Source organism: Maritimimonas rapanae (assembly GCF_057837205.1).
In genome coordinates this window covers 409500-431408 of record NZ_JBYQFI010000002.1, presented here as the reverse complement: position 1 = coordinate 431408, position 21909 = coordinate 409500, and the positions used below count along the sequence as shown (strand labels likewise).

The following is a 21909-nucleotide window of genomic DNA, read 5'->3' as shown; positions in this document are numbered from 1 at the left end:
GATTAATTATTTGTACATTTATTTAAATTAAATAGAATAAAATATATGTCAAAAAAAAAGAAAGGTTTTTATAAAAAAAAGGGAAGTGTAATTAAAGACCTTGCTTCTAAAATTTTAAAATTCTTAAACAAAAATTCAACTAAATCTTTTAATTACAAACAAATAGCTGCGCATATTGATGTTAAGGATGGTAATGGGAAGCAGCAAATTATAAAAAAACTAGAAGAACTTAAACAGAAAGAGCGCATACAAGAAACAGAAAGAGGTAGGTACCAAATTATTCAAAACGAACATTATCATACAGGTATTTTAGACGTTACTTCTAATGGAAATGCCTATTTTATTTCAGAAGATCTAGAACATGATGTATTTATACCATCAATAAATTTAAACTCTGGTTTAGATAATGATACAGTTAAAGTCTATGTATACAGAAGACGTAATAACAATCGTTTTGAAGGGGAGGTTATAGAAGTTATAGAACGAGCAAAAACAGAATTTGTTGGCGTGTTACAAATGAGTAAGAATTTTGGTTTTGTATTACCAGATAATCCGAAGATGTATGCCGATATATTTATTGCTAAAAGTAAATTAGGCGAAGCACAGCATGGAGATAAAGTAGCTGCAAAAATTACTGATTGGCCAGAGAACTCAAAGAATCCTTTTGGAAAAATTACACAAGTTTTAGGTAAACCAGGAGAGCATGATACAGAGATTCACTCAATTTTATTAGAATATGATCTACCATATGAGTTTCCTAAGAATGTCGAGGAAGATGCAGCAAAATTACCAATAGAAATTACAAAAGAAGAAATAGCTAAACGTAGAGATATGCGAGATGATCTTACGTTTACTATTGATCCTAAAGACGCAAAAGATTTTGATGATGCCTTATCATTTAACAAGTTAGAAAATGGTAATTACGAGATCGGTATTCATATAGCAGATGTTTCACATTATGTACAGGAAGGAACAATCTTAGAAAAAGAAGCATATCATAGAGCAACTTCGGTTTATTTAGTCGATAGAGTAGTACCTATGTTACCCGAAATATTGTCAAATGGTGTTTGCTCACTACGACCAGAAGAAGAGAAACTAACGTTTTCTGCTGTTTTTGAAATGAATGAAAATGCAGAACTTAAGAATCAATGGTTTGGTAGAACGGTAACGTATTCAGATAAACGGTTTGCCTACGAAGAAGCTCAAGCCATCATCGAGAATAAGAACAATATTATACCAGCAAATGTTTCTTTAACAGGAAGTGAATATACAGTTGATGATACTATTGTAGAAGCAACATTAAAATTTGATGAGCTAGCTAAAAAACTTCGTAAAAATCGTCTTAAAGAAGGCGCAATAACGTTCGATAGAGTAGAAGTGAAGTTCAATCTAAATGAGCATGCAGAACCAGTAGGCGTTTATTTTAAAGAATCTAAAGATGCTAATAAGTTAATTGAAGAATTTATGTTATTAGCGAACAGAAAAGTAGCTGAGTTTATTGGTAGAAATAAGAATGGGTCACCAACCAATAAAACATTTGTATATCGTGTGCATGATGAACCAGATCCTGAAAAATTAGCAGGACTACAATCGATTATAAGCAAATTTGGCTATAAGATAGATACGCGAACTAAAGAATCCACATCAGACTCATTAAATAAGCTTTTAAGCGATGTACATGGTAAGGGAGAAGCTAATATGGTAGAAACGTTAGCTATTCGTTCTATGAGCAAAGCAGTGTATACAACAGATAATATTGGGCACTATGGATTAGCTTTTGATTATTATAGTCATTTTACATCACCTATACGACGTTATCCTGATGTAATGACGCATCGTTTACTACAACACTATCTAGATGGAGGAAAAACACCAAAAGCTGACCCTTACGAAGAAAAATGTAAACATTCATCCGATAGAGAGATATTAGCATCAAAAGCAGAAAGAGACTCTATCAAGTATATGCAAGTGAAGTATATGCAAGATCATCAAGATCAAGAATTTAAAGGTGTAATTTCTGGAGTAACCGAATGGGGAATTTATGTAGAAATTATAGAAAATAAATGTGAGGGAATGGTGCGTATTCGTGATATAAAAGAAGATTATTATATCTACGATGAAAAACAATATGCTTTGGTGGGTCAAGCAACACAAAATTTACTACAGTTAGGTGATGAGGTAACCGTAAAGGTTAAAAAAACAGACCTAGAACGTAAACATTTAGATTTTGATCTAATCAGCTATTAAGTTTTAACATAAATTTTAACAGAATAGATATACTATAAAACTATTCCTAAAGTTGCTATCTTTGAATTCAAACTCCTCTTAAAAATGAAACAGAAAACGATTTTAACTAACACATTATTTATACTATTATTTTTAGTATCATCGCTAAGCTTTGCTCAAGAACGCGTTATTAATTTAGGTGACTTTAATATTCTTAAAGTGTTTAGTGGAGTAACTTTAGAGCTGGTAAGATCAGACGAACAGAAGATTGTAATTATTGGCGAAAAAAAGGAAAACCTAACAGTTAAAAACACCAATGGTAAACTAAAGGTTTTTTTAAGATTTCCAGAAATTTATAATGATAAAGAAGTTAATATTAAGCTTTATTACAAAGAAGATCTTGATATTTTAGATGCCAACGAAGGTGCAGCAATTTTTTCAGACCAGACGTTTAACCAGCAAAATGTAACTATTCGTTCTCAAGAAGGTGCTTATGTGCATTTAGTCTTAGATGTTAAATATGCAACCGTAAAAGCTGTTTCAGGAGGAAATATACGCTTACGTGGAAAAGTATTCGATCAAGAAATAGAAGTAACAACTGGCGGTGTTTATGAAGGTTACGAACTTGACTCTAATAGTGCCGAAGTGACGTCTGCATCTGGAGGCAAAGTAGAAGTTAAGGTTTCTGATATGTTAGACGCTAAAGTTCGTTTCGGAGGAAATATTCACTTTAAAGGTAATCCTGGTAGAGTAACAGAAAAGAAAATAATGGGCGGTAACATTATTAACAAGGGTTAATAGCTCCATTTTGAATTAATTACTACCTTTGCTAAGTAAATTTTTGAAAAGATGATAACAGCAACAATATTTTTAGGATTTGTAGGACCATGGCAATGGATAATTATTGGCTTAGCTATTTTATTGCTTTTTGGAGGAAGAAAACTACCCGAGTTAATGAAAGGATTAGGTACAGGTATCAAAGAATTTAAAGATGCTACCAAGTCAGATGAGGATGAAGATAAAAAAGAAGAATAAATATCACATAGTATGTAAAAAAGGCGCTTTTAAGCGCCTTTTTTAGTTTAAATACATACTAATGAGTATGTTTTATTTCTTTTGAGATTTCTTCATAGCCTCACCTATTTGATTACTAGCAGTAAAACTCGCTACCATATCGTTCAACATCTGACTACCAGCCTGTGGCGAATTAGGCAATAGAATAAGGTTACTATTTGTTTCTTGCCCTATTGATTGCAATGTATCGTAATGTTGTGTTACAACAATCAGAGCAGATGCTTCTTGCGAGTTAATACCCACTTTATTTAAAACTTCTACAGATTCCTCTAAACCACGCGCAATCTCTCTACGTTGATCTGCAATACCTTGTCCTTGTAAACGTTTACTTTCAGCTTCAGCTTTTGCTTTTTCTACAATTAAAATACGAGCAGCATCACCTTCAAATTGAGCAGCAATTTTTTCACGCTCAGAAGCATTAATTCTATTCATAGCCTCTTTTACTTGTGAATCAGGGTCTATATCGGTTACTAAAGTTTTAATAATATCATAACCATAGGTCATCATAGCGTCATTCAATTCAGTTTTAACCGCTATAGCAATATCATCTTTTTTAACAAATACATCATCTAACTTCATTTTAGGTACTTCTGCACGAACGACATCAAATACATAACTTGTTATTTGATCATGAGGGTAATCTAACTTATAAAATGCTTCATAAACCTTATCTTTAATTACTTTGTATTGCACAGAAACTTTTAGTTTAACAAACACATCATCTAGTGTTTTTGTTTCTACAATTACATCTAATTGTTGAATTTTTAAGCTTAACCTTCCCGCTATTCTATCTACTAAAGGAATTTTTAAGTGTAACCCAGATTGACGAATACTTTGGAATTTACCAAAACGCTCAACAATAACTGCAGTTTGCTGTTTAACAATAAAAAAGATCAACGGAAGTAAAAATAATCCGATAAAAATAAAGGGTATTAACCCGAAATATGACTCCATAATTTTAGATTTTTAACAATTTTGATTAATGATTCCTTGTAAAGATACAACTTAAAGCATCTACTTACAAGACGCAAATTTTGTAAAAAGTTACAGGTTTTAACTACTCAACGATAAGCTTTTTAACAAGATTTCCTTTGTCTGAAAATATTTTTAAAAAATAGAGCCCGCTATCTAATGAAGAAAAAGATAAACTTTTCTGATTGTTTATATTTAGATAAGATTTTAGCTTTTTACCATTAACAGAGAATAATTCAGCCTTTTCTAATAATAAGCTTCCTTTGTTTAGAATATTAATTTTTCCTTTTGCAGGGTTTGGATACAAAGAAATACTTTGCTCGATACCTTCTTCTGAAGTAGATAAAACTTGTTCTAAGGTAAAAACAAAAGTTCCAATAATTTCATTAGAAAAAGGAGGCACATTTTGTAAACTATTGATATTAATATGTGGTGTTATATCAGCATTTGGCGAATTATAAGTTGTGCCACTATCGGTTCCCATATCAATAGGATAAACATCTACAGATATACTTTGCACCCAATCTCCATTAGTATCTGTTAATTTCTGATTACCAATCATGGCTACCCAATCTGGACTCGGAGCTATCATAGTAATTAAACTTATGTAAGGAAAGTCGCTATCTATATTTACATTATTAATTGTTATGGTGCCTGGGCCGGTACCAAGACCAGAACCATTAATAACTTGATCGGCAATTCCTGCACTAATAAGTAAATTTATTTCATTGGTAATTATTGAAGTACCGCCAGATTCTGCTACTTGCTCCATACCATCAGAAGCCGTAACACCTAATTGAAACACAATTGCAGCATCTTTATGTGTTGTACCGACTAAGGGTGACCAATGAGCGTTTGAGGGATAATCAGTAGGATGAGTAGAATTACTCCAATTACTAATAAACTCAATTTTATAAATTGCATCTTGTGCTATAATACCAGCACTAGAAAAAAGAAGGATAAAGAAAAGTAATAATCGAGACATGTTAATTGATTTAAGCTAGTTAAATCAATAGTCGTATAAATTATATAATTACTTACATAGAAATTGTTGAAATAGCTCTTTTTATACTAGACACAGTTTCTTCTTTACCAATTAACCCCATTATATCGAAAATATGAGGCCCACTCATTTTTCCTACCAAGCTTAAGCGTAAAGGCTGCATTACTTTTCCAAAACCTATTTCTTTTGAAGTTATCCATTCTTTAACCTCGTTTTCTAGATTCTGAGACGAAAAATCCTCTATAGATTCTAGTTTATCTACCAAATCGCTCATTAACTGTGAAGTTCCATTTTTCCAAGCTTTTTTAACAGCTTTTTCATCGTAGGTTGTTGGGGTAACAAAAAAGAACTGCGCTAAATCCCAAATATCTGAAACAAATGTTGCTCTTTCTTTTACCAAACCAACCACTTTTGTAACATAATCGTTATTGTTTTTGATGAATAGCGCAATTTGCTCTTTGGCTTCTTCACTAGCCTCTTGATACGCTATTAATTCTTTTTTAAGGATTGGTAAAAATAACTCCGTTATTTCAGCATCTGATTTTTCTTGTAGATATTGCTGATTGAACCATCTGGTTTTATCAGGATTAAACTTTGCTCCAGATTTACTTACATTTTCTAAAGAAAAAACTTGTATCAATTCTTTTAATGAATAAATTTCTTTTTCAGAGCCATCACCCTCATTCCAACCCAATAAAGCTAGCATATTTATTACTGCTTCGGCAAAATAACCATCCTCTTTATATCCACGTGAAACTGCACTATCTGTTTTCCATTCTAATGGAAATACAGGAAAGCCCATTTTATCACCATCTCGTTTACTTAATTTTCCTTTACCAACAGGTTTTAAGATTAAAGGTAAATGCGCAAACTCAGGAGCATTCCAACCAAAAGCTCTGTATAGCAAAACATGTAACGCTAAAGAGGGTAACCATTCTTCACCACGAATAACATGCGATATTTGCATTAAATGATCATCTACAATGTTGGCAAGATGATACGTTGGCATTCCATCTGATTTAAAAAGAATCTTATCATCTAGAATATTCGTATCTATTTTGATTTCTCCACGAATAATATCGTTTAGAACTAAAGTTTCGTCTTGAGGAGATTTAAAACGAATCACATATTTTTCACAGTCTTGAATTCTTTTATTGGTTTCTTCCACACTAAGCGATAAAGAATTATCTAACTTTAAACGGTTGTGCCAATTATAGATAAAGGTTTTGCCTTTTGATTCGTGATCTTTTCTATGAAAATCTAATTTTTCAGCCGTATCAAAAGCATAATAGGCATTACCAGAATCTAGTAACTCTTGAATATATCTTTTATAAACATCTTTTCTCTCAGATTGTCTATAAGGTCCATAATCACCACCTATTTTAGGTCCTTCATCAAAAGGAATGTTTAACCAATTTAGGGCATCAATAATGTATTGTTCGGCACTATAAACATAACGAGTTTGGTCTGTATCTTCTATTCTTAGAATAAATGACCCTTTATGTTTTTTAGCAAATAAATAGTTAAATAGCGCAGTTCTAACACCACCAATATGTAATGGACCTGTTGGACTAGGCGCAAAGCGAACCCTAACTTTGTTAATCATTCTGTTAAAATTTGGCAGCAAAGATACAGTATGGCAATGAAAATAGTACTTTTAGAGTTTATAAAATAGTGACACACTTTAGCAACATACAATCTAAATTAGAACAGTTCATTAAGAAATACTATACTAATGAGCTTATAAAAGGCATTATACTATTTACAGCCTTTGGTTTGTTGTATCTCTTTTTTACATTGTTTGTTGAGTATTTTCTGTGGTTAACACCAGGTTGGCGAAGCGTTTTGTTTTTTGCATTTATTGTGGTTGAATTATTATTACTTATCCGCTTTATTGCCTTGCCGTTGTTTAAATTATTTGGATTTCAAAAAGGCATAACTTTAAAGGATGCTTCAAAAATTATAGGCAATCATTTTCCTGAAGTTGATGATCGGTTGTTAAATATTCTTCAATTGAATGAGTCTGATGATAAGTCTGAACTCTTTCTAGCTAGTATTGAACAAAAATCAGCACAAATAAACCCGATTCCTTTCAGATCAGCTATCAATTTTACTGAGAATAAAAAGTACTTAAAATATCTAGCAATTCCCATTCTTATATGGGTTTTTACTCTAATTTCTGGTAATAATTCGATTTTTAAAGATAGTTTAGATCGTGTTGTACACTACAAAACCCCTTACGAACCGCCAGCTCTATTTACCTTTAAAATCTTAAATAAAAGTTTAAACTCAATTGAAGGAAAGCAATTTGAGCTACAAATTGAAACTATAGGCAGTTTGATCCCTGAAAATGCTCAGATCTATTTTAATGAAGAAAACTATTTTTTAAGGGATATAGGATTAGGAAAGTTCAGTTATAATTTCGATAACCTTAAAGAATCACTCACGTTTTATGTTGAGGCCAATGATATTAAGTCGAGAGAATATAAAATTAATGTGATTAAAACACCATCTGTTACAGGTTTCGAGATGAAACTTAATTACCCTAATTATACACAAAAACGAAACGAAAATATTCTAAACACGGGAAACGTTACAGTACCCGAAGGAACACGTATTACATGGAATATAAGCGCACAGCAGACAGATTCAATTCATTTTATAGCTAATTCGACAGAAAGTTTTGTTAAAGATGGGTCTGAGCTATTTTCATTGAGTAAACGAGTTAAAAACAACTTGAATTATCAAATATCTACATCTAACAAAGACTTAAAAAATTATGAAAACCTAAATTATACTATTCAAGTAGTTAAGGATGAATCCCCAAAGATTACTGTAAAATCAGATATAGACTCTATTTCTCGAGGGCCAATTCAGTTCGCAGGTCAGTTAAGTGATGACTACAGCGTGTCTAAACTTAACCTTGTTTATTATGATGTGAATGAAAAAGAGAACCTTAAAAAGCATCCTATTGAAGTTAACAAATCATCTTTCGAGGAATTTTATTATCTCTTTATTCCTAATGGTGAGCTAGAATTAGAATTAGGAAAAGACTATGAGCTCTATTTCGAAGTATTTGATAATGATGCTGTTAATGGTAATAAATCATCAAAAAGTCAATTATTTACTTTTCATAATAAGACAAGGCAAGAGCTAACAGATGATTTGCTAAAAGAACAAAAAGAAAGCCTGAATAATTTAGATAAGAATGCTAAAGATGCCGAAAAACTAAATAAGGATTTTGAAGAATTTACAGATAAGTTAAAGAAGAAATCAGAATTAGAATGGAACGATAAAAAAGAGTTTGAGCAATTTATTAAGCGCCAAGAACAATACCAAGAAATGTTCGATAAGCAAACAGATAAGTTAAAAGACAATCTTGAAGAGCTCAATGAAAATGATGAAACTATTAAGTCTAAAAAAGAAGAACTCCAAAAAAGAATAGAAGAAACAAAAGAACTTCAAAAAAAGGAGAAACTACTTGAAGAGTTGAAAAAAATGGCTGAAAAATTAGATAAAGAAGGCCTAATAGAAAAGCTTGATAAGTTTACAGAACAAAAAAAGCAAGAAAAAAGATCTTTAGAACGCTTATTAGAACTTACAAAGCGTTTTTATACAGAAAAAAAAGCAGCAGATATTGCTAAGAAATTAGATACATTGTCTAATAAGCAAGAAAAGCTTGCAGATAGTAAACAGAATGATGCAGGAAATCAGAAAAAGCTGAATAATGAGTTTGAAAAAATTCAAAAAGACTTTGAGGAGCTAAGAAAACAAAATCAACAACTTCGACAGCCTATGGATTTTCCTGACACAAAACAAGATGAAAAATCTGTAAAGGAAAAAATGAATGAAGCTACTGAAGAATTAGAAAAACAAGATAATAATAATCAGAAAAATAGCGAAAAACAAAATCAAACGAAAAAATCTGCTTCAAAAAAACAAAAATCTGCAGCTAAGAAGATGAAACAAATGAGTCAATCTATGCAACAATCTATGTCGGCTATGGAAGGAGAAATGATGCAAGAGAATATTGAAGAATTGCGAGCTATTTTAGAGAACCTGGTAACTTTTTCTATAGACCAAGAACAATTGATGCTCTCTCTAGACAATGTAGATGCTTCACATCCAGCTTTTTCTAAAAAACTAAAAAAGCAACAAATATTAAAAGAGCATTTTGAACATATAGACGATAGCTTATATGCACTTTCTTTACGCCAAAGAAGAATTACATCTAAAATTCAAAAAGATATTACAGACGCTCATTATAATATTGATAAATCGCTAGAAAATATTGCTGAAAACAGAATGCGACAAGGCATTTCAAACCAACAATATACGATGACTGCTGCCAATAACTTAGCAGATATGCTTAGTGATATGCTGAATAGTCTGCAAAATCCTAGTTTCGGACAAGGAAAGGGTAAAGGAAATCAGAATGATATTAGCCTGCCAGATATCATCAAGAAACAAGGAGAACTTAATCAGCAAATGAAAGAAGGTATGAAGGAAGGAGATAAAGAGGGGCAGAAAGAGGGCAAACAAGGTAAGAATAGGAAGAGTAAAGAGCAAATGAGTGGTGAGCAATATCAGATTTATCAAGAACAGCAGGCTTTACGAGAGGCTTTAGAGCAAATGATGGAGAAAGAAGGTAAAGGAGGATCTAATGGAAAGAAGGCTCTAGAAAAAATGAAAGAGTTAGAGCAGCAATTACTTGATAAAGGTTTCACGAATGAAGTTTTACAAAATATGCTTCAATTAGAGCATGAGTTATTAAAATTAGAAGATGCAACCTTAAAACAAGGTAAAGACAATAAAAGAGAAGCTAATACAAATAAAGAAACTTTTCAACGACGAAAAATACAAGAACTTTTACAAAGAAAACAATTCTTTAACCTTAATGAAATTTTAAATCGCGAACCACTACCTTTGCGAAATAATTACAAAAAGAAAGTTCAAGAGTACTTTAAAAACCAAAATTAATCTATGAAAAAAACCATGTTAACACTTGTGTTATTTTTAGCACAAGTAGCATTCTTATATGCTTATGTAGAGAATAATGAAATTAAATTACCAGAAAATTATAAAGTTAAAGGTAGTTTTTCAGGTGAATTAAAAGGAGATAATTCATTTCATATTGTAGTAGCACAAGATAAAAAGAAGAAGGATTTTGAGTTATTTATCTATGAATTTTCTGACAATAAATTATCTTTTTTAAATAAAGCATTATATACAGAACAACCATCAATCCTTTCTTTTCACAGTTCATATAACATATTAACTCTAATTGTATCATACGAAAATGACAGAAAAGATTACTTTAATGTTGTTGATTTAGATTTAGCCACTAAAGAAATTGCGCAATCAGACAGCTTTTTAAATGAAGATAATATTGCAACCTTTAGAGAGGTAGAAAAGACAATTTTATTAAACGGAACTAAGAAATATCTAAAGGCTACGAAAATAACTAATAGCAAAGATATCGAGAGTATTGAGGCAGATAGGAATCAGTTCAATAGAGATTTATTTATAAAATATTTAGACAATGGCTTAGACGCTATCAATCAGAATGAATTTGTCACTAATGGTTCGGTAAGGGACTATAAGGCATATTATCAAGACAATAAACTGGTTTTTTCTTTTGATAAGATTGTCTCAGGAAGACATGGAGAGATTCAAAAAACATCCTTATTTAGTTTTGATTTAGACGAGAAAACTAGTAATATCAATGATCAAGAAATGACAGGAACAAAAATTACTAAAGTTTCAGAATACAATTCTTATTTATTAGATAATCTATTGGTGCAATTATTAACAAATAAAAACGAAGGCGCATTAGTTGTTTTTGACACCGAAGAAAATAAGATTTTAAGTAAAATAAACCTTTTAGATTTAGATCATAATAAAACCGTTAAAGGAAAAGATTTTACAAGTTTACAAGATTTTTTAAAAGAGACAAATAGAAGGAGATATATAGCTACAATAACATTAAATAAAACTAAAGATAATAATTATTTAGTTAAAGTAGACTATGTTGAGCAAACGTATAACTATAATTATAATTGGTGGTGGTGGCACCATCACATGTTTATGATGCAACATCACCAAATGATGATTCAAAATAGCATTCCAAAAGGTTTTGGACCCTCGCCTTTAAACGTATATCTACCGTTAGAAGGCACACAAGATTTTTCATTCGAGTTTGTGATTTCACCAAAAGGAGAAGTATTGGAACCAAATAATAAAGCTACGATATATACAGAGATTAATAAAAAACGCTATGTAGATGATTTAAATGAAGATAAGACATTAAAACATAGTTCTAGTTGCTTTGTGGAAAGTAAGTTTAGATATATCGGATATAATAAGAAAAGCAAGTCTTTTACAATCTTTAATAAAACAATTTAGTGATAAGTTTTTTTAGTGAAACGGTTTTTGAGTTAGATAATCAAGAATCAATTCAAAATTGGATTTCTAGTACAATACATGAAGAATCTTTTAGCGAAGGGGATATCTCTTATATCTTTTGCGATGATGAATACTTATTAGAAAAAAATATTAAATATCTGAAACACAATACTTTAACTGATATTATTAGTTTTGATTATACTATGGGTAAGCTTATATCTGGCGATATTTTTATTTCGATCGAACGTGTTAAAGGAAACACAAAAGAGTTTAATGTTTCTTTTAATGATGAGCTACATAGAGTTATAATTCATGGCATCCTTCATTTTTGTAAGTACAAAGATAAAACTCAAGAAGAGAAGAAGTTAATGCGCTCTAAAGAAGATTATTACTTATCTTTGCGCACTTTTTAAACGTGAAATTATGTTCCACGTGAAACATTAAGGAATGAGCTTATTTGAATCTACATACGATGTCATTGTTGTTGGCGGAGGTCATGCTGGTAGTGAGGCAGCAGCAGCTAGCGCTAACTTAGGTGCTAAAACCTTATTGATTACAATGAGTTTACAAAACATTGCTCAAATGAGTTGTAATCCTGCTATGGGCGGAATTGCTAAGGGTCAAATAGTTCGTGAAATTGATGCACTTGGCGGTTACAGCGGAATAGTAACTGACAAGACGGCTATTCAGTTTAAAATGCTTAATAAATCAAAAGGACCAGCTATGTGGAGTCCTAGAGCACAATCTGATCGCATGCGTTTTGCTGAAGAATGGAGAATGATGCTTGAACAAACACCTAATCTTGATTTTTATCAAGACATGGTTAATAGTTTGGTTATTGAAAGTGACCAGATAGTTGGTGTAAAAACTTCTCTAGGTATTACTATTAAAGCCAAAACAGTAGTTTTAACAGCAGGTACTTTTTTAAATGGGTTGATTCATATTGGAGATAAAAATTTTGGTGGAGGAAGAGCAGGAGAAAGAGCGTCTTTTGGAATCACTGAAGATTTAGTTAAGCTAGGGTTTGAATCTGGTAGAATGAAAACCGGGACTCCGCCTCGTGTAGATGGTAGATCACTTGATTTTTCTAAAATGATTGAACAACCTGGTGATACGATTCCTGAAAAGTTCTCGTACAGTTCTATTACAAAGCCCTTGGAACAGCAAAGGTCATGTCACATGACTTACACTAGTTTAGAAGTACATGATTTATTAAGAGACGGCTTTGATAGATCCCCTATGTTTAATGGTAGAATTCAAAGCACAGGACCACGCTATTGCCCTTCAATCGAAGATAAAATTGATCGCTTTTCCACTAAAGAAAGACATCAGTTATTTATTGAGCCAGAAGGCTGGAATACTGTCGAAATTTATGTGAATGGCTTTTCCACTTCTTTACCTGAAGATGTTCAATCTAAAGCGCTACGAAAAGTAGCTGGTTTTGAAAATGTAAAATTCTTTAGATTCGGGTATGCAATAGAGTATGATTATTTTCCACCAACGCAACTAACACACACGTTAGAAACAAAATTGGTGAAAAATTTATTTTTTGCGGGCCAGATTAATGGAACTACTGGTTATGAAGAAGCAGCGGCTCAAGGGATGATGGCAGGTATAAATGCAGCTTTAAAGACACAAGAAAAAGAATCGTTTATTCTTAAGCGTAATGAAGCTTATATAGGAGTATTAATTGATGATTTGATAACCAAAGGTACCGAAGAACCATATAGAATGTTTACCTCTAGGGCAGAATATAGAACACTATTACGTCAAGATAATGCCGATTTGAGACTAACACCAAGGTCTTTTGAGATTGGTTTAGCATCTAAAGAGCGTATGATACGTGTTCTTGAAAAACAAGAAAAGACAGACCAGTTTGTAAGTTATTTAAAAGAAAGTAGCATTAAGCCAAATGAAGCTAATGCTATTTTAAAAGAGAAAAATTCTGCTGAGATCTCTCAATCTATGAAAATGTTTAAGATTGCTGCTAGGCCTCAATTAGACTTTAATGATGTACGCCAATTCCCAGGTGTAAATGATTTTATTATTGATAATAATATAGATAATGAGATTATAGAGCAAACAGAAATTCATGTAAAATATGCTGGTTATATAGAGAAAGAAAAGAATAATGCAGATAAATTAAATAGACTCGAAAACATATCTATTCCTGCTAATTTCGATTATCATAAGGTAAAATCTTTGTCTTACGAAGCTCGTGAAAAATTAACTACAATACAACCCATTTCTATAAGCCAAGCAAGTAGAATTTCTGGAGTTTCACCTAGTGACGTTTCAGTTTTGTTAGTATATATGGGAAGATAAATCCTACTTAAAACTATTTGTTCCACGTGAAACATATTGATAAATCTCCTATAGATAATTCTGAATTAAGCTCTTATTTAGACTGCAAAGATTATACGGTTTCTAAAGAATTATTCTCAATATTAAAGGATATTAATAATGATTTATTAATCACTTCACCTAGACCTCTAGACAAAGACTTAAGTAATTATTACGAGAGTACTGATTATATTTCTCACACAGATTCTAATAAATCTCTATTCGATAAAATATATCAGTTAGTTAGAAACTATACATTAAAGAAGAAGTTAAAACTAATAAACTCTTTTAATTATAAAAACAAAACTATATTAGATTTTGGAACTGGTACAGGAGATTTTCTAACTGTTTGTAAAAAGAATGGATGGCAAATTACAGGAATTGAACCTAGTAAAAAAGCAAGGAAAATAGCAGAAGATAAATTAGGAGTTCAACTCAAAGAAAAGATATCTGAGATTGAATCACTAAAGTTTGAAGTAATTACTTTATGGCATGTACTAGAGCATGTACCTAATCTTAATGAAATTATTCCGCAATTAAAATCATTACTACAACCTAATGGAGTTTTAATTGTAGCTGTACCAAATCATAATAGTTTTGATGCTAAACATTACAATAAATTTTGGGCAGCTTATGATGTTCCTAGACATCTTTGGCACTTTTCTCGTTCTTCTATGGAGAATTTATTCAGTAAAGTAGACATGAAAGTTGTTGAGGTGTTGCCAATGAAGTTTGACGCTTACTATGTAAGCTTATTGTCAGAAAAATACAAGACAAGCAAAATGAATCCGATAAAATCATTTTTAATAGGATTTAGATCAAACCTAAGAGCGAGACACACAAAAGAGTACTCTTCGTTAATTTATTTAATTAAAAACAGCTGACACGCATTTTAAGCCGTTTTAAGCCGCTTTTTATACTACAAATATAAATTCCCCTTGCGCCAAGACTAATGCTAAATGAAACATGCGTTAAAAAGGGATCAATCTAATAATTAAAAGTTATTTACTCTAAGCTTTACATAAATTATAATTATAGTATAATTTTAGACGATCATCGAGCTCTATTTTTATATATTTGCGCAAATTTTTAAAACAGATAAAATGAAAAGAATAATAGCGGTTGTATTTTTTGCTTTGATGATGATTTCATGTAATCAAACCAAAATAGCTTATGTAGATGTTGAGGATATATTAAAAGAATATAAAGGCATGAAAGATGCACAAAAAGAAATGGACGCTAAATCTGCCGAACTTAAGCAACAATTAGATCAGTTTGCAGTAGACTATCAGAATAAAGTAAGAGACTATTATGCAAAGGCTCAAAAAATGTCTAATAAAGCAAGACAAGAAGCGGAGCAGTCTTTACAGCAACAGCAACAATCTTTAAATCAACGTCAGCAATTGGCTCAACAAGAAGTTCAAAAGGACGGACAAGAAAAAATGGATGAGATCAATGAAAACATACAAGACTTTGTATCAGATTATGCTAAGAAAAATGGCTACACATACATCTTAGGAACCTCAGAACAAACAAAATCTGTATTGTATGGAGATTTAAAATCTGATCTAACAGACGAAATTATAGAAGCTTTAAATGATGCTTATAAGAAAGGTGGTTCTTCTTCAGTAAAAACCGAAAAAGATTCAATTGAATAGATAAATTATTGAAAATCAAATATAAAGCTCAGTTTTAACTGAGCTTTTTTTATATGTATAAACTAAGTAAAACACATTATTATCTTGTAATTATTTTATTTTTCAACAGGTAATTAACAGTTTATTATACTTAAACTGAAAATTATTCGTTATAACAAAACAATTAATGTAAGCTAAATTTATCATGAAGAAAAAGTACACATTATTAGCAATTTTAATGTGTTTTGGCCTGTTGGCTAAAGCCCAAACCTCCTCTGGCAAACATCATATTAAATTTTTAGAAATCAATTCTGGTAATCCAGATATTGGTGTTTCATTTATAGACCACAACAAAGTTGTTTTTGCTACAACTACATCAGAAAAAGTAATCAACACCGAAAAATACAACCCTCATTTAGATTTGTTTACTGGTGAAATGGATGATGACGGTGCTATTTTAAACAAGCAACGCATGAAAGGAATCAACAGTAAGCGTGTTAGTACTACTGGTGCCACGTTTACTAAAGATGGTAGAACTGTTTATTTTTCAGCTAATAAATATGCCAAGAAAAAGACTAAAAAAGTACATTACGAGATTTTTAAAGCATCAATCGACTCAGTAGGTAATTGGTACGATATTAAGAAATTGCCTTTTAATGAAAAGCGATTTTCATCTAATTACCCTACACTTAATAAAGATAATACAAAGCTCTATTTTGTTTCTGATAGAGCTCCATCTTATGGAGGAACAGATCTTTTTTCTGTAGATATTAAAGAAAATGGAAGTTTTGGAGAACCAACAAACCTTGGTTCAAAGATCAACACTCGGGGTAACGAAACCACACCGTTTATAGCAGAGAATAACTTTTTATATTTTTCTTCTGATGGACGCGAAGACAGCTTAGGAAATATGGATGTGTATGCAAGTGAGGCTTTTGAAAATACTGTTTCTGAACCATTACACTTAGATTCCCCTATTAATAGCATTAATGATGATATAGGCTATATTGTAAATAAAGACAACAAGGGATACTTTTCATCTAATCGTCTGCAAGGACGAGGTAATGATGATATGTATTCTTTTTATATAGAGCCAGATAAACCAGTAGAATGCTTACAAGAAATTGTTGGTACAGTAAGAGATTTAGAAACAGAAAGTTTACTTACAAATGCCGCGATAACAGTAATAGACGATCAAGGAAATGAGATTCGTAATTTAACTACAGATGAAAATGGAAATTATCGTTTTACTTTAGGCTGTAGAAATACTTATACGGTTGTAGCTTCTAAGTTACGCTATACAAAAGAAGAGCATATCGTAAATACGGCAAATTATTTTAACGCGCCAACATTAGAAATTAATCAATCTTTAATAAAAGAGGTTAAAGAAATAGCTAATAACAAAGTTGTTATTAATGCAAACCCAATTTATTTCGGATTTGATAAATCTAACATAAATAGATCTGCGGCTCAAGAACTAGATAAGATTGTTAAGATTATGAAAGACAATCCAGATTTAATAATTGAATCAGCATCACACACAGACTCGAGAGGTAGTAAAGCTTATAACCAGAAATTATCTGAACGTAGAGCTAAGGCAACGGTTAATTATATTGTTTCACGTGGAGTTTCTAAAGAACGAATTTCTGCTAAAGGATATGGAGAAAGTCAGTTGTTGAATAACTGTAAAGACGGTGTTCGCTGCGGCATTGAAAAGCACAAATTGAATAGAAGAACGGAGTTTGTAATTATGAACAAACAAGTGCTAAACTTACCAAAAAAGGATAAAATTATAGCACCAGAAAGTAAAGTAGTTCAAAAGATATCTACCCCAAAAGTAACTACTGCTCCACCAAAAGGAAGCGTTAAAGAAGGAGTAAGTAATGATTCTAGTAAAGGAGAAATCATATTTTTAAACGATGAGAATAATAGTAAGGAAAACACAAACCCAAAAACAGAATCTTTGCAGGATGAAGGAGCTATTGAAATAGAAGTTAGAAAAAGCAATAATGATTCGGTAGAACATTCTACTTTTAAAAACAATGATAAAACACTAATTAACACTGAAAAAGAAGAAATTAAATTAGTAATTGAGAAAAAAGAAGATCAAGATGTAGTAATTACAAACGTAGATAATAAAGTCAGTCCAGACTTAGAACAAGATAAAGCCATAATTGATGCAGTAGAAGCTAAAGATGAAAGCTTAAAAGATGATGAAATCGAAAAGGTTGAAAATGCTGATTTTTATGGTAAAGAGTTAACATCAAATCCGGAAAAAGTAAATAAAAACGAAATCAATAAACTTAAGGCTAGTAATATCAAAGCTGCGGAGATAACTAATAATGACACAAAACTTAAAAAGGAACAAGAAATTTTAATAAAAAAACCTGATAGTTTACTTTCAATGAATGATCTCGAAGAAAAAGGGACAAATGAAGAAGATAAAACAGATAGCCCGACTTTTAATCGTGATTTTGTTGGAGACACAGATAATATTAAAAAAGCATCAAATTCTTTATTTGCCGATACTGATGATTTTGAATCTTATGATGACAAAGTTATTACGAGTACAAGGTTAACAACAAAAGTTACATCTGATAAACAAAAAATTTCAACACAGTCAGTAGCAAACCAAGCAGCTAAACTAAAGCGACAATTTATAGAGAGTACTTCAAACTTAAAAGAAGAAGAAATTTTAGCTATAAATGCTATTGGTATTACACCAATGAACATAAGAAAAAATGGGAAGCATATAGCTACAGACTTTGCAAATAAAGTAGACGTTATGCGTATAAATTTTCAGGTCGATAATAACACATATATAAGCTCTGGTTATAAAGAGATATTTATACAAATTCAAAACCCTAAGGGCGTTATTTTAAATAGAAAAGGCATGTTTAAAGTAAATAATGGAGATAAATTGATGTACACTGAAAAAACACACGCTTACTACAATAACAATCATTTAAATTTATCAATGATAACTGATAGATTTATTCAAAAGATTATCAAGGGTAATTATACTGTTACCATATATATAGAAGGCTATCCTGTTGGCCTTGAAATGGTCGAATTGATTTAAAATTACTCAATTTTAATATCTTTTTCCGCACAAGTTTCTACACAAAACGGATAATTGATTTCTAAAGTATTATCTATTAACTTGTAGCTTAAAGATTACTCTTTGTTGATTTTCACAATTGTAGTATCTTGCTTTCGATTAAATAACTCTCTAGCTATGTTAAAAACTATCCTCATTGATGATGAGATCAATGCCCTAGAAGCCTTAGAATGGAAGCTAAACCGATATGCGGCAGATGATGTAGAAATTATTAAATGTGACTCTCCCTTACAGGGCATAGACATCATAAATAAAGAAAAACCAGATTTGGTTTTTTTAGATATCGAAATGCCAGAAATGAATGGCTTTGCACTACTTCAAGAGTTAGATTATAAAGATTTTAGTTTAATTTTTACTACAGCGCATGACGAATTTGCTCTAAAAGCTATTAAGGTATCTGCTATTGATTATTTATTGAAGCCAGTTGATAAGGATGAATTAATTTCAGCTCTAGAAAAAGTAAAAACCTCACGAAAAGATTCTAATTTAGAAGACAAGCTGCAATCTTTATTTTCTAATTTAAGTCCTGCTTCTGATAAGATCAACATTTCCGCTGATGGAAAGATATACCTTTTAGACAAAGAAGAAGTTATCATGTTAAAGTCAGATAAAAGCTATACAACTATTCATCTCACAGAAGACAGAAATATTTTGGTATCTAAGACACTTAAAGAAGTAGAGAAGAGGTTCAATTTTCCTCAATTTTTTAGAGTTCATAATTCTTATTTAATTAACATGAACCATATAAAAGAGTATATAAAAAACCTTGGAGGAGAATTAATGATGAGTAACGGAATGACAGCGAGTATAAGTAGAAATAAAAAAGCAGAATTATTACAGAGACTTTCTTTAGATAAGTGATATGCTTTTAGACCTTACATCAGAATTTTATTCCTGGGTTAGAGGAGGTTTTTTAGTGCTTGCGATATACCATCTAATGATATATCTTCAAAATAAAAAGGATGTTTATCTTTTTTATAGTCTATATCTTCTAACTCTTTTTATTTACTTTTTTAGTCATGTATGCCCAGAAGAACATTTATGGATCTATAAGTATATAAATTTTGCTATACAATTTGTGGCTTTTGGCTTTTATGTAGTTTTTGGTAGGTCGCTTCTACAAACAAGAAAAAATATCCCCGATTGGGATGTATTACTGAGAGCAGAGTATAAAATCTTCTTTTTATTATCAATAGCATTTGTAGCTACACAGATTTTTTTTAGTTATAAACACCAAGAAAAATTATTTTTATTAGTAACACCTATTTTTACCGTTTTTGCTTTATTAACTTATATAGTTTTAACAAAAATAAAAGGACGTTATGTAACTTTTTTTATAATTGGATCGCTTACTTATGTTGTATTGGCAAATTGCAGTTTATTATTGCCATATGCATTGGGGAATGAGTTTTTTGAGAATATTAAAGTTGAACCTATGTTTTTTACATATATAGGTGCTATAATAGAAGTAACCATGTTTGCCTTAATTGTTGGAGAACGAGCTGATTATATTGAAAGATTAAAAAATCAAGCAGAGGTTGAAGCAGCGCTGAGAACAAAAGAAATTGCTGATTTAAAAATGACAGCTTTACAAAGTAAAATGGATCCCCACTTTTTATATAACTCTTTAAATTCTATCAATAATTTCGTTTTACAGAATGAAAAAGAAAAAGCATCAGATTATATCACGAAGTTCTCGAGATTGATAAGAGAAGTTTTACAAAAATCTTCCAGTTTAACAATACCATTAAGTGAAGAGTTAGGTATTTTAGGTTTATACGTTCGTCTTGAACAAATGCGTATGGAAGGAGGTTTTGATTATGTTGTTACAGTAGATGATGACATAGATTTAGACAGCATTCATGTACCACCATTATTTATTCAACCTTTTGTAGAGAATGCTATTTGGCACGGGTTTGTAAATAAAGCAGATTATAAAAAAATAAGCTTAACACTTTATAATGAAGATAATAATGTACGTTGCGAAATAATAGATAACGGTATTGGTATAAAAAAATCAAAACGCTTAAAAAAATCATCTAGCAGAGCTAGAAAGTCATTTGGATTACAGACATCAGAAGATAGAATCAAACTGTTACATGAAAATCAAAATGTATATGTTATTATCGAAGATATTACAGATTCAGAAATCTCAGGAACTAAGGTTACGTTAAAATTCCCAAAAGGAGTGTAGTTTCCATTTATTAGAAAAACTTTACCATTTATTAGTATTAATTCTTCAATTATTTTTTTTGGTGAATGCAAATTAGTTAATAATGTATATTTGAGTTAACTAATACAAGCTCCTTTTATACAATGTCATTAACCTCCTTTTCAATTCCTTCAGATAAAGAAGTTTTAAAGAAAGTCGAAAAGAAAAAGAATAACATCTCTTTTGTGGGCGAAGGGATGATTCGGCAAAAAGTTAATGAGACTCTTTATGTTAGAACAGTAAAAGTTAAAAGGAAAAAAATAGAAATCTTAAAGAATGTTGTGTATGTTAAAAAAGGGATTACATGGTTCTTTAAAACAATAGAAAATGTATCATCAGCTTAAATATAAAAATTTATCCGTACGGGAAAATTACTATGCCAAAAGAAATATTACTCTATTAAGTCTAACCTCAAATTTTAATTTGAGGTTTATTTTCCCCATTGTTTGTAAGGATGTTTGCTTAAATTAGAATTATAATATTTTGTAATCCCTGTAACTTCAGTAGATAACCAAATAGGTTTCTTAAAGGTTTCATTTTCTTTTTTAAGTTCAACTTCAGCAACAATTAACCCTTTATTTTCACCCATAAATTGATCAACTTCAAATAAATGATTATTGTAATTAATATAATACCTAAGTTTTTCTATAATTACTTCTTCACAGAGAGCTAGTAAAGTTTCTGCTTCAGATATTGGAATTTCTTTTTCCCATTCAAATCGACTTGTTCCAGATTTATTTGATTTTCCTTTTACAGTTAAATAACCTTTAGTATCTAGTATTCGAACACGAACAGTACGGTCTTTATGCGAGTTTAAAAAACCTTGTTTTATGTGACTCTTCTTAAAACTTTCTTTTTTAAAAACGTTAGATTTCACTAAAAATTTATGTTCAATTTCAAGGTTCATAGTTTGTAA

General features: G+C 30.9%; 17 protein-coding genes. 13 read left to right on the top strand and 4 right to left on the bottom strand.

All coding sequences use genetic code 11. The features are described 5' to 3' along the window. Positions 1-45: 45 nt before the first annotated feature. From rnr to tatA, 3 genes are all read left to right on the top strand, one after another. Positions 46-2247, top strand: coding sequence for a ribonuclease R (gene rnr, locus AC3IF2_RS12010; RefSeq protein WP_489167607.1), 2202 nt, complete (start codon positions 46-48; stop codon positions 2245-2247). Positions 2248-2331: 84 nt separating this feature from the next. After that, positions 2332-3024, top strand: a complete 693-nt coding sequence (locus AC3IF2_RS12005; RefSeq protein WP_489167605.1) for a head GIN domain-containing protein — start codon at positions 2332-2334, stop codon at positions 3022-3024. A 51-nt stretch (positions 3025-3075) separates the two neighbouring features. Further along, positions 3076-3261: a twin-arginine translocase TatA/TatE family subunit gene (gene tatA, locus AC3IF2_RS12000; protein ID WP_489167603.1), complete on the top strand. Its 186-nt coding sequence runs from the start codon at positions 3076-3078 to the stop codon at positions 3259-3261. A 72-nt stretch (positions 3262-3333) separates the two neighbouring features. Here tatA and AC3IF2_RS11995 read toward each other — a convergent pair whose 3' ends face one another. The 3 genes from AC3IF2_RS11995 to gltX form a co-directional block, all read right to left on the bottom strand. Beyond that, on the bottom strand, positions 3334-4254 hold the full coding sequence (locus AC3IF2_RS11995; RefSeq protein ID WP_489167601.1) for an SPFH domain-containing protein: 921 nt from the start codon (positions 4252-4254) through the stop codon (positions 3334-3336). Between the two features lie 103 nt (positions 4255-4357). Further along, positions 4358-5257 (bottom strand): T9SS type A sorting domain-containing protein, encoded by a 900-nt coding sequence (locus tag AC3IF2_RS11990; protein WP_489167599.1) that lies wholly within the window; start codon positions 5255-5257, stop codon positions 4358-4360. Between the two features lie 52 nt (positions 5258-5309). Further along, positions 5310-6881: a glutamate--tRNA ligase gene (gene gltX / locus AC3IF2_RS11985; RefSeq protein WP_489167597.1), complete on the bottom strand. Its 1572-nt coding sequence runs from the start codon at positions 6879-6881 to the stop codon at positions 5310-5312. A gap of 11 nt (positions 6882-6892) precedes the next feature. On the opposite strand from gltX, the gene AC3IF2_RS11980 reads away from it, so the two are divergent. The 10 genes from AC3IF2_RS11980 to AC3IF2_RS11935 all read left to right on the top strand — a co-directional run bounded on the left by AC3IF2_RS11980 (position 6893) and on the right by AC3IF2_RS11935 (position 21337). Then, positions 6893-10255, top strand: coding sequence for a DUF4175 family protein (locus AC3IF2_RS11980; RefSeq protein WP_489167596.1), 3363 nt, complete (start codon positions 6893-6895; stop codon positions 10253-10255). Between the two features lie 3 nt (positions 10256-10258). Then, a complete protein-coding gene (locus AC3IF2_RS11975; RefSeq protein ID WP_489167594.1) occupies positions 10259-11680 on the top strand; it encodes a hypothetical protein in 1422 nt (473 codons plus the stop codon). Then, on the top strand, positions 11680-12093 hold the full coding sequence (ybeY, locus tag AC3IF2_RS11970) for an rRNA maturation RNase YbeY (RefSeq protein ID WP_489167592.1): 414 nt from the start codon (positions 11680-11682) through the stop codon (positions 12091-12093). Before AC3IF2_RS11975 ends, ybeY begins: the two co-directional genes overlap by 1 nt. A gap of 34 nt (positions 12094-12127) precedes the next feature. After that, positions 12128-14005: a tRNA uridine-5-carboxymethylaminomethyl(34) synthesis enzyme MnmG gene (mnmG, locus tag AC3IF2_RS11965; protein ID WP_489167590.1), complete on the top strand. Its 1878-nt coding sequence runs from the start codon at positions 12128-12130 to the stop codon at positions 14003-14005. 26 nt (positions 14006-14031) lie between these two features. Further along, positions 14032-14907 carry a class I SAM-dependent methyltransferase gene (locus AC3IF2_RS11960; RefSeq protein ID WP_489167589.1) on the top strand — a complete coding sequence of 292 codons (876 nt, stop codon included), beginning with the start codon at positions 14032-14034 and terminating at the stop codon, positions 14905-14907. Positions 14908-15126: 219 nt separating this feature from the next. Further along, positions 15127-15681: an OmpH/Skp family outer membrane protein gene (locus AC3IF2_RS11955; protein ID WP_489167587.1), complete on the top strand. Its 555-nt coding sequence runs from the start codon at positions 15127-15129 to the stop codon at positions 15679-15681. A gap of 184 nt (positions 15682-15865) precedes the next feature. Then, a complete protein-coding gene (locus tag AC3IF2_RS11950; protein ID WP_489167585.1) occupies positions 15866-18742 on the top strand; it encodes an OmpA family protein in 2877 nt (958 codons plus the stop codon). Between the two features lie 156 nt (positions 18743-18898). Then, positions 18899-19642, top strand: coding sequence for a LytR/AlgR family response regulator transcription factor (locus AC3IF2_RS11945; RefSeq protein WP_489167583.1), 744 nt, complete (start codon positions 18899-18901; stop codon positions 19640-19642). Between the two features lies 1 nt (position 19643). Beyond that, the gene (locus AC3IF2_RS11940; protein ID WP_489167581.1) at positions 19644-20975 is read left to right on the top strand and encodes a sensor histidine kinase; all 1332 of its coding nucleotides are present in this window, start codon (positions 19644-19646) and stop codon (positions 20973-20975) included. 122 nt (positions 20976-21097) lie between these two features. Next, the gene (locus AC3IF2_RS11935) at positions 21098-21337 is read left to right on the top strand and encodes a hypothetical protein (protein ID WP_489167579.1); all 240 of its coding nucleotides are present in this window, start codon (positions 21098-21100) and stop codon (positions 21335-21337) included. 86 nt (positions 21338-21423) lie between these two features. Here the strand turns inward: AC3IF2_RS11935 and AC3IF2_RS11930 are convergent, their stop codons facing one another. Next, the gene (locus AC3IF2_RS11930; RefSeq protein WP_489167577.1) at positions 21424-21900 is read right to left on the bottom strand and encodes a CYTH domain-containing protein; all 477 of its coding nucleotides are present in this window, start codon (positions 21898-21900) and stop codon (positions 21424-21426) included. Positions 21901-21909 lie beyond the last annotated feature (9 nt).

Coding starts and splice junctions, on each gene's coding strand:
- rnr (WP_489167607.1), top strand. CDS start 46: ATGTCAAAAAAAAAGAAAGGTTTTTATAAAAAAAAGGGAAGTGTAATT.
- AC3IF2_RS12005 (WP_489167605.1), top strand. CDS start 2,332: ATGAAACAGAAAACGATTTTAACTAACACATTATTTATACTATTATTT.
- tatA (WP_489167603.1), top strand. CDS start 3,076: ATGATAACAGCAACAATATTTTTAGGATTTGTAGGACCATGGCAATGG.
- AC3IF2_RS11995 (WP_489167601.1), bottom strand. CDS start 4,254: ATGGAGTCATATTTCGGGTTAATACCCTTTATTTTTATCGGATTATTT.
- AC3IF2_RS11990 (WP_489167599.1), bottom strand. CDS start 5,257: ATGTCTCGATTATTACTTTTCTTTATCCTTCTTTTTTCTAGTGCTGGT.
- gltX (WP_489167597.1), bottom strand. CDS start 6,881: ATGATTAACAAAGTTAGGGTTCGCTTTGCGCCTAGTCCAACAGGTCCA.
- AC3IF2_RS11975 (WP_489167594.1), top strand. CDS start 10,259: ATGAAAAAAACCATGTTAACACTTGTGTTATTTTTAGCACAAGTAGCA.
- mnmG (WP_489167590.1), top strand. CDS start 12,128: ATGAGCTTATTTGAATCTACATACGATGTCATTGTTGTTGGCGGAGGT.
- AC3IF2_RS11955 (WP_489167587.1), top strand. CDS start 15,127: ATGAAAAGAATAATAGCGGTTGTATTTTTTGCTTTGATGATGATTTCA.
- AC3IF2_RS11950 (WP_489167585.1), top strand. CDS start 15,866: ATGAAGAAAAAGTACACATTATTAGCAATTTTAATGTGTTTTGGCCTG.
- AC3IF2_RS11945 (WP_489167583.1), top strand. CDS start 18,899: ATGTTAAAAACTATCCTCATTGATGATGAGATCAATGCCCTAGAAGCC.
- AC3IF2_RS11940 (WP_489167581.1), top strand. CDS start 19,644: ATGCTTTTAGACCTTACATCAGAATTTTATTCCTGGGTTAGAGGAGGT.
- AC3IF2_RS11935 (WP_489167579.1), top strand. CDS start 21,098: ATGTCATTAACCTCCTTTTCAATTCCTTCAGATAAAGAAGTTTTAAAG.
- AC3IF2_RS11930 (WP_489167577.1), bottom strand. CDS start 21,900: ATGAACCTTGAAATTGAACATAAATTTTTAGTGAAATCTAACGTTTTT.